Source organism: Enterococcus sp. C57 (genome assembly GCF_040887305.1).
Lineage (GTDB): Bacteria > Bacillota > Bacilli > Lactobacillales > Enterococcaceae > Enterococcus_B > Enterococcus_B hirae.
In genome coordinates, this window is sequence record NZ_JBFOFP010000004.1 from 135,647 (window position 1) to 157,100 (window position 21,454).

Sequence of the window (21,454 nt, forward strand, 5' to 3'; positions counted from 1 at the left end):
CCATTTCAAATTTAGACAAAAACCAGTATAATAAGGAAGTATTGAAAAAATATCCATAAAGGAATGTGAAAAATGGACAATCAGCTGACAAATGAATTAAAAGAAAAGTATACTATCGTTTTTCACGATCTCAATCTACTTGAACAAGCTTTTACCCATTCATCCTATGTGAATGAGCATCGCAACCTTCAACTATCAGATAACGAACGATTAGAATTTTTAGGAGATGCCGTATTAGAATTAATGGTTTCAGAATATTTATATCGTTTATATCCAGATATCCCAGAAGGTAAACTAACAAAGACACGTGCGGCGATCGTTCGTGAAGATAGTTTATCCAAGTTTGCCAAAGAATGTGGATTTGATAAATATATCATGTTAGGTAAAGGAGAAGAAAATTCTGGGGGAAGAACCAGACCAGCTCTTCTTTGTGACTTATTTGAAGCCTTTCTAGGTGCTTTGTACCTTGATCAAGGGTTTGAAGCAGCCCATGCCTTTCTTCAAACAGTTGTCTTTCCAAAAGTCAAAGCAGGTGCTTTTTCACATGAGATGGATCATAAAACGAAGTTGCAAGAAGTGTTGCAAAAATCAGGTGATGTATTTATTGAATACCGATTAATAAAAGAGGAAGGTCCGGCACATGAACGGATTTTTTGGATCGAAGTCTATGTAGATGACAAGTTGATTGGGACTGGGCAAGGAAAATCGAAAAAACTAGCAGAACAAGCTGCTGCAGAAAATGCACTGGCAGCACTGTAAAAGTAAGTGAGGGAACGCTTCGTGTATTTAAAACGAATTGAAATAGCTGGATTTAAATCCTTTGCAGATAAAACAGTGATTGATTTTGAAAATAGTGTGACAGCCGTCGTTGGACCAAATGGGAGTGGCAAAAGTAATATCACTGAAGCAATCCGCTGGGTTTTAGGCGAGCAATCTGCTAAGAGCCTTCGAGGTGGGAAAATGCCCGATATTATTTTCGCTGGTTCAGACTCTCGTAAGCCTTTGAATGTGGCAGAAGTTACAGTACTTTTGGATAATACCGATCATTATTTACCATTGGATTATCAAGAAATCAGCGTGACTCGTCGCTATCGACGAACAGGCGAAAGTGATTTTTTTATCAATAAACAACCTTGTCGATTGAAAGACATCCAAGAACTGTTCTTAGATTCAGGTTTAGGAAAAGAATCGTTTTCGATCATTTCACAAGGGAAAGTAGAAGCAATTTTTAGTAGTAAGCCAGAAGACCGTCGGGGAATATTTGAAGAAGCAGCAGGTGTATTAAAATATAAACAACGCAAGAAAAAAGCGGAACAAAAGTTATTTGAAACAGAAGATAATCTTAGTCGAGTGCAAGACATTATTTACGAGTTGCAAGAGCAATTAACACCTCTAGCTGAGCAAAGTGAAATCGCTAAGAAATTTTTGCAGTTAAAAGAAGAATTAACCCAAACGGATATAGCGTTGATGATTACAGAGATCAACGTAGCGAAAAAAGAGTGGGAAGAAAAACAAACTCAGCTGACACAATTCAATCAAGAGCTGACAAAATTAGCGACACATATCCAATCGCAAGAAGCCGTGCTATCAGAAAAAAGAAAGCAAAACGCCAAAAAAGACCGTCAAATTGAAAAAGGTCAACAAAGTCTGTTGGCATTGTCTGAAAGATTAAAACAAGCAGAAGGGCAAAAAGATGTCTTAATAGAGCGGACAAAGCATACACAAAAGAGTACGCAAGAATATCAGGCTTCTTTGGCCGAGGCGCAAAAGAAAGTAGCGCATTTTGAGGAACTTCAGGAAAAATTGACAAAAGAAACAACTGAAAAAGAAACAGAAATCCAAGAAGCACAACAACAGTTGATGAAGACACAACAAGAATTGGAAAAATATCAAAAATCAACGAAGGAATTATTATCTGAATTACGAGATCAATATGTTGATTTGATGCAAGAACAAGCGAATGTCGGAAATGAATTGAAATATCTTGAACGTCAATATTTACAAGAAACGTCCAAAAGTAAACAAACATTAGCGAAGCAATCAGAAGTAGAAGCCTCTGTCTTGGCGTTATCCTCTCAAAAACAGGAACTATCTGAAAAACAAGCAAATCTTCAACAAGCTTTAGTTAAGAACCAACATGAGTTGGAAGAAGTTCAAACAAAAGGGAAAACAGTACAAACTAAATTAACCAATGAACAACCTAAAATGTACCAATTGATGAACCAAGTCCAACAATTAAAGGCACGCCAAAAAAGTTTACAAGAAATCCAAGAAAACTATTTTGGTTTCTACCAGGGCGTTCGGTTAGTTTTACAACATAAACAACAATTATCTGGTATCGTAGGTGCAGTCGCTGAGTTAATTGATGTACCTAGCTCTTTTACCCTTGCAATCGAAACAGCTCTAGGTGGAGCAGCGCAACACGTCATTGTTGAAAACGAACACGATGCACGTCAAGCAATCACTTATTTGAAAAAGCAAAGAGGGGGTAGAGCGACCTTTTTACCGTTAACAACGATTAAACCTAGACAGTTACCTGCGCACGTTCTTTCGCAAGCAGCAGCGGTAGATGGGTTTTTAGGTATCGCAAGTGAACAGGTGACATTCCCTGCAGAAATTCAAACCGTGGTCCACAATTTATTGGGAACGATCTTATTAGCGAAGGATCTAACTAGTGCCAATGCTATTGCTCAGACCATACGATACCAATACCGAGTAGTGTCTCTGGAAGGAGACGTGATGAATGCTGGTGGTTCCATGACGGGTGGAGCAAATAAACGGGGGAATCAAGGCAGTCTCTTCTCTCAAAATCAAGAATTGAAACAGCTGACAGCAGAATATGAACAAGCAGATCAGCAGTTGCAAAATCAAGAAAAAATTGTTCAAGAACTACAAACCAAAGTCGCTGACTTGAGCCAAAAACAAGAAAAGTTGCGTACGCAAAATGAACAATTGCGGTTTGAAGAGCAGGAAATAACGAATCAACTGCAAAATATCACGAATGACTTAGCACGCTTTGAAAAAGAAAAGCAACTCTCAAACTTTGAAACGAGAGAATTGCAACAATTCATCGAAACATATCAAAAACAACAAGCAGAGTTAACGGCAAGACAAAAGGAAATCGAACAACAACGACAACAAATCGATGAAGAGATCAAATCACTGAACCAAGAAAGTGATCAAATGGAAGAAAAACGATCACAAGTCCAAGCACGAAAAGCACAGGAACAAGCAGATTTAGCTGTCTTGAAAGAGCAATTCAATCATTTACAGATCCAATTACGTGGAGCACGTGTTCAAAAAAATGAAGCACTTGAACGTCAGACAAGTTTAGAGCAACAATTAGCAACATTGACTGCAGATTTTTCTGATCATGAAATCACTGAAGAAAGTTTAGCGAGCCAAATCACGGAACTTGCGCAACAGCGTGAAGAACTGCAAGCAGAACTAGTGGCAGTGAAGGAACAACGAGAACGTACGCAAAAAGAAATCGATCAGCTTGAAACAGTACTTGCTGAAAAAAACCAACAACAAAAGCAACAGCTAACAGAACAATCGAAACTGGAAGTGCAAAAAGACCGTGCAGAAATGTTGTTGGATCATCAGCTGAGCTATTTGCAAACGGAATACCAAATCAGCTTTGAAAAAGCTGTCACTGATTACCAGCCAACTTCCGATATTGTAAGTAGTCGCACGAAAGTAGCAGTCTTAAAAGAGCAGATCGCAGACCTTGGACCAGTGAATATCCGTTCGATTGAGCAATTTGAGCAAGTGAATGAACGACATACGTTTTTAGCCACACAACGTGATGATTTGTTATCTGCAAAGAACCAATTGTTTGAAACAATGGAAGAAATGGATGCTGAAGTACGGGCTCGCTTTAAAGAAGTCTTTGAAGCAATCAGGCAAGAGTTTAAAGTAGTCTTTCCTAATATGTTTGGTGGCGGTCGCGCAGAATTGGTATTGACTGACCCATCGGATCTATTAAAAACAGGGATCGAAATCGAAGTGCAACCACCGGGCAAGAAATTACAAAGTCTGAGCTTGCTTTCTGGCGGAGAAAGAGCATTAACTGCTATCGCCTTGCTGTTTTCAATCATCCGAGTTTGTCCTGTTCCATTTTGTATTTTAGACGAAGTAGAAGCTGCGTTAGATGAAGCAAATGTGAAAAGATTCGGACGTTATTTAAGTGATTTCCAAGATGACACTCAATTCATCGTGGTCACACACCGAAAAGGTACCATGGTAGCTGCCGATGTTTTATATGGAGTAACCATGCAAGAATCAGGTGTTTCAAAAATTGTGTCTGTCCGTATGGAAGATATCAATGAAGAAGGAAAAATGGAAACGAAGGTGTAAGGAAATAAATGATTAAATTAATTGCGATCGACTTAGACGGTACATTATTGAATGAAGAAAAACAAATTTCAGATGAGAATAAGCAAGCTTTAGCGAAAGCAAAAGAAAAAGGTGTTAAGATCGTTTTATGTACTGGTCGTCCCTTAGCAGCAATGGCTCATTATTTGCAAGAGTTAGGATTAGTGGACGAAGGGGATTATAGCATCACCTTCAATGGTGGTCTTGTTCAAAAAAATGATACAGGAGAAATCATTGAGAAAAAAGTGATGGAAGTTGCTGATATCCATCGTTTATATGATCTTGCGCAAAAATTGGCATTGCCCTTAGATGTATTATCAGATCATGTGGTTTTACAATTACCGACTGCACCAGGGAAGAAATCTTTATACAACACATTAAATAAATTATTGCAGTTTCAACCGGCAAATTTAGCAGATCTGACAGACGAGTTTGTGTTGAATAAAGCAGTTATTGCCTATCCGCAAGCGGAATTAGATCCTAAGATCAAAGAAATACCAGCCGAATTTCATGAACGTTATGAAATCATCAAGACCCGCAGTATGCTTTTAGAATTTATGCCAAAAGGTGTGACAAAAGCTTATGGTATTTCTTTACTAGCAAAAGATTTAGGTTTAGAACCAGCTGAGATCATGGCAATTGGGGATGAAGAAAACGATTTGCCGATGATTGAATACGCTGGAATGGGTGTTGCCATGGCAAATGCCGTCCCATTTGTTAAAGAAGCAGCGAATTATGTTACGTCAAGTAACTTAGAACATGGTGTAGCCAAAGTTATCGAAAAATTTGTTTTAGATTAGGGGGGATCGTATGGGCTTTTTTGATAAAATCAAGCGTGCTTTTACTGGTGAACAACAAGAACCAGAAGAAGTCGAAGTACAAGAGAAATATGATAAAGGGTTAGAAAAAACCAGAAAAACATTTGGCGAACGAATGAATGAATTGTTTGCTAATTTTCGGACAGTAGACGAAGACTTTTTTGAAGAATTAGAAGAAACACTGATTGGTGCGGATGTTGGGTTTGATACGGCTATTCAGATTTCTGAAGCGTTGCGTCAAGAAGTAAAACTGAGAAACGCAAAGAAACCAGCTGAGATCCAAAATGCAATCATTGAAAAATTAGTGGATTTATATGAACAAGAAGGAATCAACGAAGTTAATGAATTAAATCTACAAGAAGAAGGATTAACAGTTATTTTGTTTGTCGGGGTAAACGGTGTTGGAAAGACAACCAGTATCGGAAAACTAGCCCACCAATACAAAAATGAAGGAAAAAAAGTGCTGCTGGCAGCAGCCGATACTTTCCGAGCAGGTGCGATTGACCAATTAGTGGTTTGGGGCGAACGTGCTGGTGTCGAAGTGGTTCGGGGAAATGCTGGTGGCGACCCAGCAGCAGTTGTGTATGATGCGATGGAACGTGCTAAAAGTGAACAGGCAGATGTGTTGTTAGTAGATACAGCTGGACGTTTACAAAACAAAGTCAACTTGATGAATGAGTTGGAAAAAATCAAACGTGTCATTCAACGAGAATTACCAGATGCACCTCACGAAACATTACTTGTACTAGATGCGACTACTGGTCAAAATGCAATGGTACAAGCAAAACAATTTAAAGAAACAACTGATGTCACTGGGCTCGTTTTAACCAAACTAGATGGTACAGCCAAAGGTGGGATCGTGTTAGCCATCCGTAATGAACTTCACTTACCAGTGAAATTGGTAGGGCTTGGCGAAGGAATCGATGATCTTGAACCATTTGAACCTAATGATTTTGTTATTGGTTTATTTAAAGGATTGTTGAAAGAAGAGTAAGCAATTATTCTTTTTATCAGCAAGAAGAGCATTTAGCTAAAAAATTGAATCTTTTTAGCTAGATGCTTTTTCTTATAGAAAGGTAACGGTAATTCTACATATAATGATGGTATTAGTAAGGTATGGGAGTGAACCAACCCAACCGACGAAGTAAGCGTACATAAAATTGGACAGGCTTTTTTTATATTTTGAAACAATTTCATTCTTTTTCTGGCTATTTTTTACTATAATTAGAGGCATACGAACTGGAGGATAATCAACATGAATTTTAAACAATTACTAAAACATCCTAGTTCACGTCCATTTATCGATCAAGCACGTTTTGGTGTGGAACGAGAAGGACAGCGAGTGAACCTTACAGGAGATCTAACACGTACTGATCATCCAAGTGTTTTTGGCGATCGTACGTTTCATCCATATATACAGACAGACTTTAGTGAAACACAAATTGAATTAATTACACCAGTCACCGATTCGATCCATGAGCTTTTCCAATATATGTCAGCCATTTATGATGTTGCTGCTCGCTCAATTCCTGAAAATGAAATGATCTGGCCTTTAAGTATGCCACCAGCATTGCCAACAAAAGATGAAGACATCATGATTGCAAAATTAGCAAATTTTGAAGATGTGTTATATCGCCGCTATTTAGCTAAAGAATATGGGAAAAGAAAGCAAATGGTTAGTGGTATCCATTTTAATTTTGAATTTGGAGATGATTTGCTTCGATCGTTGTTTGTGCAACAAACAGAGTTTTCGGAGTTTGCTGCTTTTAAAACAGAGCTATATTTGAAAACTGCGCGCAATTTTCTGCGCTATCGGTGGTTGATTACCTATTTTTATGGGGCATCACCATTAAGTGAAGCAAACTATTTCATTGATAAACCAGCTCCTAATGAGCCAGTTCGAAGTATTCGGAATAGTTCGTATGGTTATACGAATCATCCAAATGTCAAAGTTTCGTATGCTTCAATGGAGCAATATTTGTTCGACATTGAAAAGATGGTTGAAGAAGGAAAACTATCAGAAGAAAAAGAATTTTATACGCCACTTCGTTTTCGTGGTGGTAAACGGGTAGCAGATTTAGCTAAAACGGGTGTGCGTTATATCGAATTAAGAAATATCGATTTAAATCCCAATGCACGTTTAGGAATTGATCAAGAACAAGTTCGTTTCTTACAGTTATTTTTAACTTATATGTTATGGACGGAAGAAAAAGAAGCAGCTGATCAATGGGTAGAAGAAGGAACTAGAAAAAATGAAATCGTCTCTCTTGAACATCCTCTAAATCAAACCGAGTTTATCGAGGAAGGCCGTTATCTTTTAACTGATATGAAGAAAATGGCGCTCGAACTTGAGCAACTAGAGGCACTACCACTGATTGAAAAAATGTTAGAAGAACTGGAACGTCCAAGTGAAACACTAGCAGGAACAATCTATCAAGCAGCAAAAGAAAGTAGTCAACATCAGTTTGCTACCTCTTTGGGTCTTTCTTACTATCAAAAAGCGCATGAACGTCCGTATCAACTCGCAGGATTTAGAGAGATGGAGTTGTCTACGCAAATCTTGTTATTTGATGCGATCCAAAAAGGTATTGAAGTGAAAGTGATTGACGAATCTGATCAATTTTTGCGGTTACAGCATCACGATCATATTGAGTACGTGAAAAATGCAAATATGACAAGTAAAGATAGCTATATCGTTCCCTTGATCATGGAAAATAAAACGGTCACTAAAAAAGTCTTGAGAGAAGCCGGCTATCGTGTGCCAAACGGAGCCGAGTTTACGACAATGGAGGAAGCAGTCAAAGCCTATCCAAGATTCGCAAACAAAGCATTTGTCATTAAACCTAAATCAACGAACTATGGACTAGGCATCACGATTTTTAAATATGGTGCTGATTTAGAGGACTATCAAGCAGGACTTGCGATTGCCTTTAGCGAAGATCGTTCGATTTTAGTAGAAGAATTTATGCCAGGCACGGAATATCGCTTCTTTGTGATTGATGGTAGAGTCAAAGCAATCATGCTTCGTAAACCTGCTAATGTCGTTGGAGATGGACAACGTACAGTTGCTGAATTGGTCGCTGAAAAGAATCTTGATCCTTTAAGAGGCACAAATCATCGAGCACCTTTAGAGCTAATTCAATTAGGAGAATTAGAGCAACTGATGTTAAAAGAACAAGGGCTTACCGTTTCTTCTGTTCCCCAGAAAGATCAGGTTGTTTATCTACGAGAAAATTCTAATATTAGTACAGGTGGCGATTCGATTGATGTCACAGACGAATTTTCTGAAAGTTATAAGCAGATAGCTGTTTCTGCAGTTGAAGCTTTAGGCGCAAAAATTAGTGGAATCGATTTGATTATTCCGGACAAAGAGGTAGCACCGGAAAACAGCGCTACTGCTTATGGGATTATCGAAGCTAACTTTAATCCAGCGATGCATATGCACGTGTACCCATTTGCAGGTAAAGGGAGAAGATTGACTTTAGATGTATTGAATTTATTGTATCCTGAACTTAATATCCTGACTCAAAATTAATCACATTATGGCAAAACTCACTAGCTAAAAAATAACCTATAGAATCCAGAAAATAAGGGTGTTATTTTCGGATTTTATGGGTTTTTTTTTATGCATCGGGTTGCTAAGTACACGATTTATTTTTAAAAGTCATATGTAAAAAGTTAGTGTCATCTGTTTTTCTTAGTGATTTGTTTTTTAATTTTTTTAAGAATAAGTGTGAAATCAAAAAAAAACAAAAAAAACTGAATCTAGTTTAATGATACGCTTTTTTTGTTCAATCAGGACAGTATAAAAATACCCAATGTGTGAAAAAAGAAAGTGAGTGAAATAAATGAAAAAAAGTACTTTTTTAATCAGCACTGGCTTGTTGGCTTCTTTTTTATTAATTAATAATCCAAGGGTATACGCAGCAAGCACAACTACGACTCCGAGTCCAGCAACAGCTGAAACACCGATCAGTGCGCCACTTGAATTACCAACGAATGGTGGGAGTAATCCAACGCCACCAAGTTATACGAAAGATCCTGCCAGCTCATCTGATCCAGGGAATAAATCAAATAATCCTACGGTTGCTTTTGGGATTGCTTATGAACCAGGTACTTTTACAATCCCGTCAACAAAATTATTGGAAACTGGCTCTCAGACGATCCCTGTGACCATGCCACAAAATTCTGGCACATTTGATGTCGGGGTCAAAGACAAAACTCGGGAAACTATGGGATGGTCTTTAAAAGCACAAGTTGTTTGGGATAATGGAGAAAAAGGAATGTCGATTCAAACTGCCCATACTGGAACTAATGCGAAGGTCAATACTGGAAATGGTCAGTTAGTGGACGCTCCAGCTGGTTCAGTTACTGCTGTGCCAAATGTTGAGATTACATCAGATGCTCAAGTTTTATTGATGTCAGGAACACAGGGATTTGTGCATAATGACACCTATGATTATGGATTAGGACAAGTGTCTCTTAAAATAGCAAATACAAAAACTACGCCAGCAGGGACACATACAGGACATGTCGAATGGAATCTATCGGTTGCTCCATAATTACCTTAAGAAGGGAAAGGACTTACTCTTTTCCTTTTTTTGATTATTGGCAGACCAAGCTTTTGATCAAAGAGCTGCTGATAATCAAAAAAAGGAAGGAAGAACGGTATTGTTAAAAAAAGTGCAATCAATCATCTTATTTCTTATGTTTATGTTTATTGGTACGTTGGATGTTCAAGCAGAAGAAATAATGGGAGGCTATACGATCGAACGTATTCCCAATATACATCAAATTGATACTAATTTAGGCTATTTTTATCTATGTGAGCAACCAGGTACACAAGATCAATTGGGTGTTAAATTGATCAATAGTTCAAATCAGGAGAAACTATTAACGATTAAAGTTACAAACGCAAATACCAATGTGAATGGTTTGTTAGATTATACAGGTACGATAAAAGACAACAAAGATTTGAAATTACCATTGACTTCGATCGTCAAAGCGACACAGTCAGAAGTCAAAGTACCAGCAAAGAGTGAAGTAAAGACCTCTCTTACGGTTACATTACCCAAAGAAAAATTTCCCGGTGTGGTCGTCGGAGGAATCGTGGTTTCTGAGAAAGCTGAAAAAACACCAAAAGACCAGAAAAAAGAAGTATCAATCGAAAATACGTATAACTACACATTAGGAGTAGTTTTAACCAACAATGCAAAAACCAAAATGAATCAACCTATTTCTGTTACTTTAGAAAAAGTCGCTCCGATTTTATCAAATGGAAGAAAAATCATTCAAGCAGATATTTTAAATCCTAACCCTTATATATTTGATCAAGCAACTGTTGCAGGTAAAATTCTTGAAAAAAATACAGATAAAGTCATCAAAGAGCAACAAAAAACAAATGTAAATATTGCACCTTATTCAGTCTATCCTTTTCAATTTGATTGGAAAAAGGATGAACTAAAAGCAGGGACATATGTTTTTACTGGTTCAGTTAAGGCAGGTGGCAAGGAATGGTTATTTAGCAAAGAATTTACGATCAATCCAACAACGGCTAATGATATCAATGAACAGTCGCTTTATCACGTTGTTGTTCCTCAATGGCTCCAAATTAGTTGGATCATTCTCTTTTTAGTCAATGTAGCTGGCATCAGTTATCTCATTATAAGATATAAGAAAAATTAATGAGTACTCATTCTATTTTTCGTTTATATCCATTTTTAGAAAAAATAGGAGTATGAATGATTTACTTTATGAACAGAAATAACATACTTTCAAAGGAGGAATCAAATAAGTATAAGTCTTATATTTATTTGATTGGAAGGAGTGAACAATTATGTATACGATACCGATTTTTATTATTTCAACGGGTATTCTCTTCATGGGCTTAGCCATTTACCTATTTTTAATGAATTATAAAAGAGTGATTATAGGAGAAGAAAATAAAACGATTCTTTATCTTAATACACTAATTCTTATTACTTCAATTTGTTTCATCTTATTAGGTATTGGTTACTTTTTCGTTGTGGCGAAACAATTATAAGTGAAGAGGAGCTGACTGATTTGAGAAAAATAAAATATGTTTCGATCATGATGATTTTGTTAGGAAATATGGTTTATTATGGACAATCAGGCTTTGCAGATAGCCAAACAGAGCAAACAGCGACTGCCGTTGAAAACAACGACTTGAAGCAAGTAGTAGAATCGCCAACGGGAGGAATTCATCAGGGAGTCTATCAACACATCAACTATCTATTGAATGATTCAGAACTAACGCTGTCAGGATTGTCAGACAATACCCAAGTCCCAGCCATCGTGATTAATTCTTCATTTTTAGATGCTATTCAACCAAATATAAAAAAACTAATCTTATCTCCACAATTTTTGAGAGATATCAACAAAAATGAAGTGCATTCTTTGACGGTATCTGCTGATCTTCCTTTCGCCCCTTGTATTGCTAGTGATCAGGGAAATAGTGTCAACTTGTCACAAGTATTTTTTAGAAATCAAACACTTAGAAATGTTGATTTTGGGCAGACTGATTTTAGTCAAGTGACTAATACAAGTGAAATGTTTAAAAACTGTGCGCAATTACAATCTGTAAAGATCAACAAACTTGATGCGACTAATCTATCAGGTATGTTTATGAATTGTCCGAATTTAACACAAGTGACAATCTTAGAAAATGAAATGCCAGAAGATTTGAGTGATATGTTTAATGATTGTCCACAGTTAACAAAAATTGAGGGAATCAACAATTGGAAGACAACCATGATTAAAAGTGTCAAAGGATTCGTCACTAATTGTCACGCATTAAAAAATTTAGATTTAAGTCATTGGCCAGTTTCATTGCAGAATCAATTGCAAGAACAACTAGCAAACAGTGTCATTTTAAAAGACCTAATGAATGAACATTCTATTGAGGGAAGTTATGTAGCGACATCGCCTGTAGATCAAATAACTTCCTCTGTTACAGCAGCAACCGGTACTGTATCGGAATGGCAATATCAGTTGACGCCACAAAAGGATCGTTATCTTTTAACGAAATACATTGGAAAGAGCCAAGAAATCGTTGTGCCTACAGTAATCAATGGAAAGCCGACTATTTTGAACAATATCAACACTGCAGTTTTCCCTAATTATAAATCGATTACCAGTTTTAAAATTGCTTCGGGGAATAAAGTACCAATTCAAACGACAGATTTAAGACATGCTTTTCAATTTTGGTCGAATTTAAAGGAAGTAGATTTGACGGGATTGGATGTTAGTACAGTGACAAACACAGGAGCGATGTTTGCTAATGATCCCCTTTTAACTAAAGCAAATCTGAGTGGTTGGGATACTTCCCATATTATAGATATGAATTATATGTTCAATGCAGATCGAAAATTACAAGAATTAGAACTAGCAAATTGGGATGTTCGTCAAGTAGTAAATATGGATCATATGTTTTCTTATTTATCTAGTGTAAAAAAATTAGATTTGAGCTCTTTTCAAACCGAAAAAGTAAAGATTATGAACAGCATGTTTCTTGGCATGAATGAGTTAAACTTATTAGATTTAAGACAATTTGATCTGACGAATGTCACTGATACTACTAATATCTTTACTACAGACAACAAGACTCCACTATTAGTTATTGCCAAAGATAATAAACTATTGAATTATAATTATCTTTCAAATAATCGGATAATCGCTGGTCCTACTTTTGATGCCAACGGGGGAACGTTTGAAGATAATAGTATAACAAAACACTATTTCCAATCTGTTGCGGTTTCTCCTACCGATCCTAAACTACAAATGGCAACACTTGATCAATTCAAAGCTACTCTAGTCGCTGAGAAACCAAATAGCATTTTTATCGGCTGGAACATAAAAGAAGGGGGCAGTGGAAATCAGGTGACAGACTTACTCAATACGACTTATCAAGCCATCTGGTCACCATTACCAGAAATGCCATCTCCTTCAGACAATATGAGACCGGGAACAACAAGTTCATTTGGACTTTCTTATATCCCTAAGAAATTTAGCTTTCTTGAAACACCATTAAAAGAATCAGGAGAGCAATATATTCCATTTATTAAACAAACTTCTTTTGATGTCGGTGTATGTGATGAGAGTCAAACTAATAATAGTTGGTCACTACAAGCGCAACTTGTTTGGGATAGCGCTCAGGAGATTCCAACAAGCTCGATCGTCCTAACTAACCAAGGTATCGTGAAGAAAAATATCAATGATGGAAATGCGCCATTTAATCCTAGTACGGACTTGGTTGATTGTGGTAGTGAAGTCCAAGGTACTATTTCACCAGAAATAAAAACGGATAGCCCAACCGTTATAATGAAAGCTACTCAAGCAATTCATACCTCTGTCTATAATTATGATTTAGGAAATGTCTCGCTCAAAATCACTGATGCAAAGGTAGCACAACCCGGAAATTATACGGGGCACGTTGAATGGAATTTAGTTAATGCCCCTTAAAATTGATTGAATAGTTATGAAGATCAAAAGAAATTAGCTATGGGATAACATAGGTGAAAGATTTTTTACTGAATGAGGTATGTTGTAGATTGAAAATAGTGTTCAACGCCAAAAAAAGAGAAGATACTTAAATTGCTTGTCAATTTTAGTATCTTCTCTTTTTTAGAGATTGTTTTGAGTATCATGCCTTTTATGGGGAATATGACAGTCAGCATAAGCTTAAAATAGTCGTTCCCAAAAGCTTTTTTTCTTCGGCTGTTCTTTTGGAGAAAGAGACTCTTGTTTGGGATATTTCTTTTCTACATCAATGACTGGCTCGTTGACCGCTTCTTTAGCAGCGACTAATAAACCAAAGCTATTGGGATCATCAGATACATAATCATTAACGATCGTAAAGCGTACATTTTGTTTGGTAGCAAGTTGGATATATTGATTCTGGATCGTTAAAGGTAGCGAGCCATTCAGAAGAACCGTAACATCGGGTTGTTTTTCGATTTCTTTGAGAAAGTTTTCTTTGTTTATAGGATCTTTCATCTCAGCTACAGTCATACTTAAATAGCAACGTTCACGGAATGTCCCCATATATTTATGTTGTTCCTCCGGATTAACTAATGGTGTACCATACATCCCCTTATCTAAGTGGCTTTGTACATCATCTTTTGACATCAAAATATCCTCCTTTTCATTGTATAGCTAATAAAAGTATAACATACAAACAATTGAAGTTTGAAAGGAAAAAAAGCGGTTGCTTTTGTTCATCTGTTCACTTAGAATAAGAATGAGAATCATTATCAATTACAGGAGGGGTTTGATGCGCTACGGTTGGCTCATAGGGTTGTTAGGTTTACTGACTATCAGCTCATTATTTATTGGTGTCTCAACGATTCAAGTAATTGATTTGCTTCAATTCAAAGGACAAAGCACGCAATTGTTTCTTGCCACTCGTCTGCCACGAACGGTTTGCCTGATCCTTGCAGGAGCAACTAGCAGTATTTGTGGCTTGATCATGCAACATTTGACGCAAAATAAATTTGTTTCGCCTACTACAGCTGGAACGATGGATAGTGCAAGATTGGGTATTTTATTGGTGATGCTTTTTTTACCAAATGCACCGTTGCTTTTACGTTCATTTACCGCTTTTTTGTTTGCTTTTGGTGGGACACTTTTATTTCTTTTTTTGGCACAAACGTTACCTCAAAAGAATCAACTGATGTTACCATTGATCGGTGTCATGTTAGGTAATATCATCGGCTCCATTGCCACTTTTTTTGCCTATCAATTTCAATTGATCCAAAATATGTCTTCTTGGTTACAGGGGAATTTTGCCACGATTATACGTGGAAATTATGAATTGCTTTATGTAACCGTTCCATTATTAATCGTTATTTCTTTCTTTGCTTATCGATTTACGATTGTTGGATTGGGGGAGTCATTTGCGGTCAATTTAGGGATTGACTATAAAAAAATGCAGTTACTAGGGATCGGTCTCGTTTCTTTGGCTAGTGCGATTGTTTTGATCATGGTGGGAAGTATTCCATTTTTAGGGGTAATCATTCCAAATATCACAGCCCGTTTATATGGAGATCAAGTACATAAAACAATTGGTATTACTGCATTGTTGGGAAGTGTTTTCTTACTTTTTTGTGATATCGTTGCTCGCTTGGTGATCTATCCTTACGAAATCCCAGTAAGTGTGATCGTGGGAATCTTCGGGGCTATTATTTTTCTCTATTTGTTGGTTAGGAGGAAAAAATATGCTTAAAAAAAGGGGCGTATTCATCGGACTGTTGCTTCTTGTCCTCTTAGTGATTATGAGCTATTTAACGATCAACACTTATGGAAATTGGCAATTTGCTTGGGCCTTACGGAGTAAAAAAATCGTTGCTTTTTTACTGGTTGCGTTAGCCACCAGTAGTGCCACGATCAGTTTTCAGACAATTACCCAAAACCAGTTTTTGACACCCTCAGTATTAGGACTAGATTCTCTCTATGTCTTAGTTCAAACGGTCCTTTTCTTTATCGTTGGGGGTGTGACCATGCTTCAGCAAACAGGGACTGGCTTTTTTTTGACAAATATTGCGTTAATGGTAGGTCTGAGTCAATTACTCTTTTTCTTTTTACTGAAGAGAGGGCAAACGAACTTGTTTTTGCTTTTGATGACTGGTGTCATCTTAGGGACTTTGTTCAGTAGTGTGAGTACATTTCTACAAGTGGTGATGGACCCAAACGAATATGATTTATTACAAGGAAAATTATTTGCTAGTTTTGGGAACATCCCTAGTCATTATCTAGTACCAGCAACTATATTGATTAGTGGTACATGGCTCTTTTTGTTTTATAAAAGTCGTTATTTAGATGTTTTTCATCTAGGGCAAGAGCAGGCAATCAATTTAGGAATCGATACAGAGCGATTTCAATTTTTAATCCTGTGCGGTGTCAGTCTTTTAACAGGGACAGCAACGGCATTAGTAGGACCATTAACTTTTTTAGGTTTTATTGTAGCGAATGTTAGTTATCGATTATTTGCGACTTATCGGCATCGAGAGTTGTTTTTAGGTAGTTTTTTGGTTGCGTTACTGTTTTTGGTGGGGGGACAACTGCTGGTTGAACAAATTTTTAAATGGAATACCACTGTCAGTGTCATCGTAGAATTTTCAGGAGGACTGTACTTTATGATCAAACTGATTCGAGAAAGGAAGACAATTGGATGATCGATTTAAAAAAGGTCAATAAAAGTTACCATGACAAACGGGTAGTCAAAGACGTCGATGTATCAATCCATGAACAAAGATTAACGGCTTTTATTGGTCCCAATGGTGCTGGTAAATCAACGGTTTTATCCATGATTAGTCGTTTGATTGCGAAAGATACTGGGGAAATCTATCTTGATCATAACGAAGTGAAAGCCTGGCGATCAAAAGAATTAGCTCAAAAATTATCCATTTTACGCCAATCAAATGGCATTAGTATGCAAATCACAGTGGAAGAACTGGTAGAATTTGGGCGCTTTCCTTATACGAAAGGCAAGTTGACTACAAAAGATCAACTAATCGTGGCGGAATCTTTGCAACACTTAGGTTTAACCTCCTTAAAAAACCAGATGATTCATACGCTTTCGGGTGGGCAATTACAACGAGCTTATATAGCGATGGTGTTAGCCCAAGATACTGATTATATCTTACTTGATGAACCGTTAAATAATTTGGATATGAATTTTGCTGTTCAGATCATGCAAATTTTACAACACTTAGTTCGAGATTTAGGGAAAACGATCATTATTGTGCTTCATGATATCAATTTTGCAGCAAGCTATGCGGATGAGATCATTGCCATGAAAAATGGGGAACTGTTTATTCAAGGAGCCACCAATGAAATTATCCAAAAGAACATCTTAGATGAATTATATGAAATGGACATTCGAGTTTGCGAGATTGAAGGACGCAGATTCTGTCTTTATTTTTAAAATAGCAAAAGGAGAATCGGAATGAAAAAATTAGTTGTCAGTTTTTTATTAGTAGCAACAGTAGCGTTAGCAGCATGTGGTAGCAATGCGGGAAGTACTACGACAAATACGAAAACCAGTGGCGGAGAAGTTCAATCTTCTTTGACCGTAAAAGACAGTAATGGTGAGAAAATTGAAGTTAAACAAAAACCTCAAAAAGTCGTCGTCTTTGATAATGGTTCTTTAGATACTTTGGATGCATTAGGAGTGGGGGATAAAGTCGTTGGTGCGGCCTCTAAGAATTTACCAGACTATTTGGCAAAATATAAAGAAGTGGATTCCGCAGGCGGACTTAAAGAACCTGATTTAGAAAAAATCAACCAAATGCAACCTGATTTGATCATTATCTCAGGGAGACAAAGCGATTATCAAGAGGAATTAAACAAAATTGCGCCTACTTTATATTTAGCTGTTGATTCAAGCAAGCCATGGGAATCGATACAACAAAATGTTCAAACCTTAGGAAAGATTTTTGATCGAGAAGATCAAGCCGAGGCAGGACTTACCGATTTAACTAAAAAAATCAATGAGATAAAAGAAAAAACAAGTAATCTTGATCAAACTGCGTTAGTGACGTTAGTCAATGAAGGACAATTATCCGCCTATGGTTCAGGATCACGCTTCGGACTTGTTCATGATGTCTTTGGTTTTAAACAAGCAGATGAACATATTGAAGCTTCTACTCATGGACAAAGCGTCTCTTATGAATATGTATTAGACAAAAATCCTGGTATTCTTTTTGTGGTAGATCGTACGAAAGCGATCGGTGGCGATGACAGTAAGGATAATGTCGCTGCGAATGAGTTGATTGCACAAACGGATGCAGGTAAACATCATAAAGTGATTTCGCTACAGCCAGACGTTTGGTATCTAAGTGGTGGAGGCTTAGAATCCATGAAATTAATGATTGAAGATGTTGCTCAAGCCTTGAAATAAAGTAAAAACGAGATGGGACGATTGTTATCGGTCTCATTTTCTTTATATATTAAAAAAATATTAGATTCTATAGATGGTGGAGTAATCTTTTTTATAGTCATAACGGGATGTGCTCACATTTATGTAAGCTTAGAACAACTATTTCTTTCTTGAGGAAAAAATTAATGAATATTATATCTTCAACTATGCTATATTTGTTAGCAACTCCCACTAATGAATCGAATAAAGTTTTTTAAATTATTCATCTTAATCTCTACATAGAAAGGAATTGAATTATATGGATGATTATCAACGTCGTTATGAGCTTTTAGCCCTGACCTTAGGGTTAAAACCTAATACCAACTTATACTATAGAATGGAAGATGCTGTCACAGAGCACAAGAGAGACGGTGATACTGGCACAGAGGACGAAGTGATGCTACTTTCTACCTACAAAAAAATGATTGAACAGGATACTGATGGGTTCTTTATTGATGAAAATAGGAAAGAACACATTCTTTCGTCATTAACAAAAACACTAGATTTTTGTAATGCACCAAGTACTGCTGCATCGTTACAAATACTAGAAAGTCTTAAAACAAATGATCCTACGTCATTTTTGATTGTACCACTTGCCTATCCTCTTTATGCTGGTAAAGGACATTGTTCTGGATTAATAATATATAAACAGGGAAATTGTTATGACGTAGTAATGGTTGATAAAGCGAAACAGTTTAATCATCAATTTCCTGTTGGACTTGTAACCATCTCTGATGAAAGAACAGACCAGCTTAATCATGTACTTTATTTAAGTAATAAGTTTTCTCTACCAACGATACAACCTTTCGAAGAATTAAAGAAATTAGTTCACATATCAACAAAAAAGTGTGTTTCTAGGCTTAACGTTGATATGTCACCTCAAAATGTTGGAAACTGCATTGTTAGCGAGGTAGAATCTACACTTAAAGTAGCTCTTTTTAACTGTCAAAAAAGTATTCTGTCATATTCTAATTCTAAACCAACATTGAGACCGAAATGGAACACTTGCCCTAATTCAACTTTAGAGATGAGAAAACGATTTCTTAAGGCTTTGAAAAGTAATCAACATGAACAAAATAAGTCTTTTGACTATATTTTTAACAATTATTATCTGAAGCGAAAAAATCATCCAAAAAATGTAAAATTACAACAGAAGATGATGAAATTAGAAAAAATACGAAGTCAAAGAAAAAATAATATATATAAAAAAATAAAATACATAGTTTTAAAAAGAAGATATAACAATATTTATAAAAGAAATTGGAGGCTTTATAAACGGAATAAAATTGTTGAAGAATTTAAAAAAGATTCTCGTATTGTAGGAATCAACAATGAACAAATGCCACCTTCTATACCTCAATTAAAAAAAATGGGAGATATTCTTACCTTACCTAGACAACAAAGAACTAAGCCTTCGTTACAATCATATGTTGTAAAGCAAGAGAAATACTTTTCTAGAACATAAGCTTGTTTAATAAAAGTACATTTTTTTTTAAGGAAGATTAATGGTTATGGATTTGTATATAGATATATATTTAGAAGATTTAAATAGGAGAAAAAATGAGACTGTCAGAAAATAATCTGTCAGTCTCTCTTTTGGTTATAAAGCAAGCTATTAGTAGCATTTAGGGAAGTCTGTCTTCAACATAAATTCATTTTCGACTTCATAAGGATTAATTCTAGGTTGATGCTGGGTAAATAATCGTGTGAAAAATTTTTTTATCATCTCGTTCGCCTCCTATGGTGTTGATAAGGATACTAAACGAATCATAAATAAAACTTAACTTTTTCACATTTTCGTTTCAGCTAATGTTTGGTAATTCAGAATCTTCATTGTACGATAAAATTCAGCTGGTAAATGTGCCCACCGTTTTAACAATTGGGAAAAATAACTTTTTCCGGCTTTGATTTTATACTCACCTAGTACCAAGCCAAAAGAAGGCATTAGTTTTTTTGATAATTGTTTAAATGTCGTGAGGGCTTGTTCTTTATCCTCGTTGACAAATAAGGTTTTTACTTCAATATAAGATCCTTCAATATTTTGGGTTTCTTCAATAAAATAGATTTTTTTCGTATATTCTCTCATAGGAACTCCTCCGATATCCATTGTATTTATTGGTTATTTCAACGATAACGAAAAGATGTTAATAAAACGTGAACAAAAAATTATTCTTTTTCAAGCAATGATTAAGGATTTTTTATTTTGAACTTTCCAGTCCTTTATTTTAGGCAGGTTTAAGAATTCTTTCGACGGAAGTAGTTGAAAGTTATAACAAATTTCGCTACAGTTAAGAAAACGAAAAAGCAAAAGGTGAGGATAGCGATGGAACAATTGATCAATCGAAATTTGGTTTTTGCGCAACATCAACGTATTGAAACAGAGCGCTTGATTTTACGCCCCGTTACATTAAATGATGCAAAAGACATGTATGACTATGCTCATGATGAAGAAACGACACGGTTTGTATTTCCAACACATCAATCCGTTGAAGATACGAAAAACAGCATCGCTAATTATTTTATGTCAGCACCTTTAGGGAAGTACGGTATTGAATTAAAAGAAAATCAACAATTCATCGGGACAATTGATTTAAGAGTACAAGAAAATGAAGATAACGCAGAGATCGGATATGCACTGAATAAGAACTATTGGGGAAGAGGATTTGTTCCAGAAGCGAGTCAAGCATTGATAAAATTAGGATTTGAAGAGTTAAACTTGGTTCGGATCTTTGCTTATCACGATGCAGAAAACCCTAAGTCGGGGCGTGTAATGGAAAAACTTGGGATGAAAAAAGAAGGAATCATCCCTGATGCAAGGCGTTTCAAAGGAAAAATCGTTTCAGTTGTCTTGCGAGGATTGACACGACAAGAATGGCAAGCAGGTAGAAGTTGATAAAGGTGTAGCATAAACAAGTTAGTTGCATCTGAGTTGTAAAATCATTAAGCTAAGTTTGAGGTGATAAGAATGGAATTATTACTAACAGATGAAGCAAAAGAAAAATTATTAGCACAACAAAATGAAGATGAACAGTTATTACTTGATATTGAAGACGGAGATGGTCCTTTTGCCGACAGTCGAGTAACTTGTCAGATTGATACATCCTTTCGTTTGATTCTCGTAAAGAAAGAGACAACAAAAGATTTGAGTTTATACTCTGTCAAAGTAGAAACAGCTGTCGGACCAATCTATATCAAAAAAAGTGCATTGATGTATCTGGATGATCCGACAACAATTGCAGTCGAACCGACTTATAAGAGTTTACAGTTAAAAGGCCCCAGTGGATTACTAAAAGGTAATCTTCAAATCATACATCACGAGTAG

Annotated in this window: 18 protein-coding genes; 16 read left to right on the forward strand and 2 right to left on the reverse strand. The window is 36.2% G+C overall.

The window, feature by feature from the left end; all coding sequences use genetic code 11:
• The first annotated feature begins 72 nt into the window (after positions 1–72).
• From rnc to AB5M32_RS06310, 9 genes are all read left to right on the forward strand, one after another.
• Positions 73–759: a ribonuclease III gene (gene rnc / locus AB5M32_RS06270; RefSeq protein WP_010720414.1), complete on the forward strand. Its 687-nt coding sequence runs from the start codon at positions 73–75 to the stop codon at positions 757–759.
• A 21-nt stretch (positions 760–780) separates the two neighbouring features.
• Positions 781–4,359 carry a chromosome segregation protein SMC gene (gene smc, locus AB5M32_RS06275; RefSeq protein WP_053766548.1) on the forward strand — a complete coding sequence of 1,193 codons (3,579 nt, stop codon included), beginning with the start codon at positions 781–783 and terminating at the stop codon, positions 4,357–4,359.
• Positions 4,360–4,367: 8 nt separating this feature from the next.
• Positions 4,368–5,177, forward strand: coding sequence for a Cof-type HAD-IIB family hydrolase (locus AB5M32_RS06280; RefSeq protein WP_063626406.1), 810 nt, complete (start codon positions 4,368–4,370; stop codon positions 5,175–5,177).
• Positions 5,178–5,187: 10 nt separating this feature from the next.
• The gene (gene ftsY, locus AB5M32_RS06285) at positions 5,188–6,189 is read left to right on the forward strand and encodes a signal recognition particle-docking protein FtsY (protein ID WP_010720411.1); all 1,002 of its coding nucleotides are present in this window, start codon (positions 5,188–5,190) and stop codon (positions 6,187–6,189) included.
• A 261-nt stretch (positions 6,190–6,450) separates the two neighbouring features.
• Positions 6,451–8,730, forward strand: a complete 2,280-nt coding sequence (gene gshAB / locus AB5M32_RS06290; protein ID WP_063626407.1) for a bifunctional glutamate--cysteine ligase GshA/glutathione synthetase GshB — start codon at positions 6,451–6,453, stop codon at positions 8,728–8,730.
• Positions 8,731–9,043: 313 nt separating this feature from the next.
• Positions 9,044–9,757 carry a hypothetical protein gene (locus AB5M32_RS06295; RefSeq protein ID WP_063626408.1) on the forward strand — a complete coding sequence of 238 codons (714 nt, stop codon included), beginning with the start codon at positions 9,044–9,046 and terminating at the stop codon, positions 9,755–9,757.
• A gap of 109 nt (positions 9,758–9,866) precedes the next feature.
• Positions 9,867–10,880, forward strand: a complete 1,014-nt coding sequence (locus tag AB5M32_RS06300) for a DUF3324 domain-containing protein (protein WP_063627681.1) — start codon at positions 9,867–9,869, stop codon at positions 10,878–10,880.
• 151 nt (positions 10,881–11,031) lie between these two features.
• Positions 11,032–11,238 carry a hypothetical protein gene (locus AB5M32_RS06305; RefSeq protein ID WP_034698647.1) on the forward strand — a complete coding sequence of 69 codons (207 nt, stop codon included), beginning with the start codon at positions 11,032–11,034 and terminating at the stop codon, positions 11,236–11,238.
• A 20-nt stretch (positions 11,239–11,258) separates the two neighbouring features.
• Positions 11,259–13,676, forward strand: a complete 2,418-nt coding sequence (locus AB5M32_RS06310) for a BspA family leucine-rich repeat surface protein (protein WP_063626409.1) — start codon at positions 11,259–11,261, stop codon at positions 13,674–13,676.
• 219 nt (positions 13,677–13,895) lie between these two features.
• On the opposite strand, the gene AB5M32_RS06315 is transcribed toward AB5M32_RS06310, so the two are convergent.
• Positions 13,896–14,342, reverse strand: a complete 447-nt coding sequence (locus AB5M32_RS06315) for a YueI family protein (protein ID WP_010720405.1) — start codon at positions 14,340–14,342, stop codon at positions 13,896–13,898.
• Between the two features lie 145 nt (positions 14,343–14,487).
• On the opposite strand from AB5M32_RS06315, the gene AB5M32_RS06320 reads away from it, so the two are divergent.
• The 5 genes from AB5M32_RS06320 (at position 14,488) to AB5M32_RS06340 (ending at position 19,597) form a co-directional block, all read left to right on the forward strand.
• The gene (locus AB5M32_RS06320) at positions 14,488–15,438 is read left to right on the forward strand and encodes an ABC transporter permease (RefSeq protein ID WP_368024368.1); all 951 of its coding nucleotides are present in this window, start codon (positions 14,488–14,490) and stop codon (positions 15,436–15,438) included.
• A complete protein-coding gene (locus AB5M32_RS06325; RefSeq protein WP_178286973.1) occupies positions 15,431–16,387 on the forward strand; it encodes an iron chelate uptake ABC transporter family permease subunit in 957 nt (318 codons plus the stop codon). Before AB5M32_RS06320 ends, AB5M32_RS06325 begins: the two co-directional genes overlap by 8 nt.
• A complete protein-coding gene (locus tag AB5M32_RS06330) occupies positions 16,384–17,139 on the forward strand; it encodes an ABC transporter ATP-binding protein (protein ID WP_178286971.1) in 756 nt (251 codons plus the stop codon). The genes AB5M32_RS06325 and AB5M32_RS06330 overlap by 4 nt, the downstream gene beginning before the upstream one ends.
• A gap of 21 nt (positions 17,140–17,160) precedes the next feature.
• Positions 17,161–18,114 carry a siderophore ABC transporter substrate-binding protein gene (locus AB5M32_RS06335; RefSeq protein WP_178286969.1) on the forward strand — a complete coding sequence of 318 codons (954 nt, stop codon included), beginning with the start codon at positions 17,161–17,163 and terminating at the stop codon, positions 18,112–18,114.
• A 277-nt stretch (positions 18,115–18,391) separates the two neighbouring features.
• Positions 18,392–19,597: a hypothetical protein gene (locus tag AB5M32_RS06340; protein WP_178286968.1), complete on the forward strand. Its 1,206-nt coding sequence runs from the start codon at positions 18,392–18,394 to the stop codon at positions 19,595–19,597.
• Between the two features lie 324 nt (positions 19,598–19,921).
• Here the strand turns inward: AB5M32_RS06340 and AB5M32_RS06345 are convergent, their stop codons facing one another.
• Complete coding sequence (locus AB5M32_RS06345; RefSeq protein ID WP_010736821.1) at positions 19,922–20,218, reverse strand: hypothetical protein; 297 nt, start codon at positions 20,216–20,218, stop codon at positions 19,922–19,924.
• A gap of 237 nt (positions 20,219–20,455) precedes the next feature.
• Between AB5M32_RS06345 and AB5M32_RS06350 the strand changes: the two genes are divergently transcribed.
• Together AB5M32_RS06350 and AB5M32_RS06355 are read left to right on the forward strand one after the other, a co-directional pair.
• A complete protein-coding gene (locus AB5M32_RS06350; protein ID WP_010720398.1) occupies positions 20,456–21,025 on the forward strand; it encodes a GNAT family N-acetyltransferase in 570 nt (189 codons plus the stop codon).
• Positions 21,026–21,097: 72 nt separating this feature from the next.
• Positions 21,098–21,454 (forward strand): iron-sulfur cluster biosynthesis family protein, encoded by a 357-nt coding sequence (locus tag AB5M32_RS06355; RefSeq protein WP_010736822.1) that lies wholly within the window; start codon positions 21,098–21,100, stop codon positions 21,452–21,454.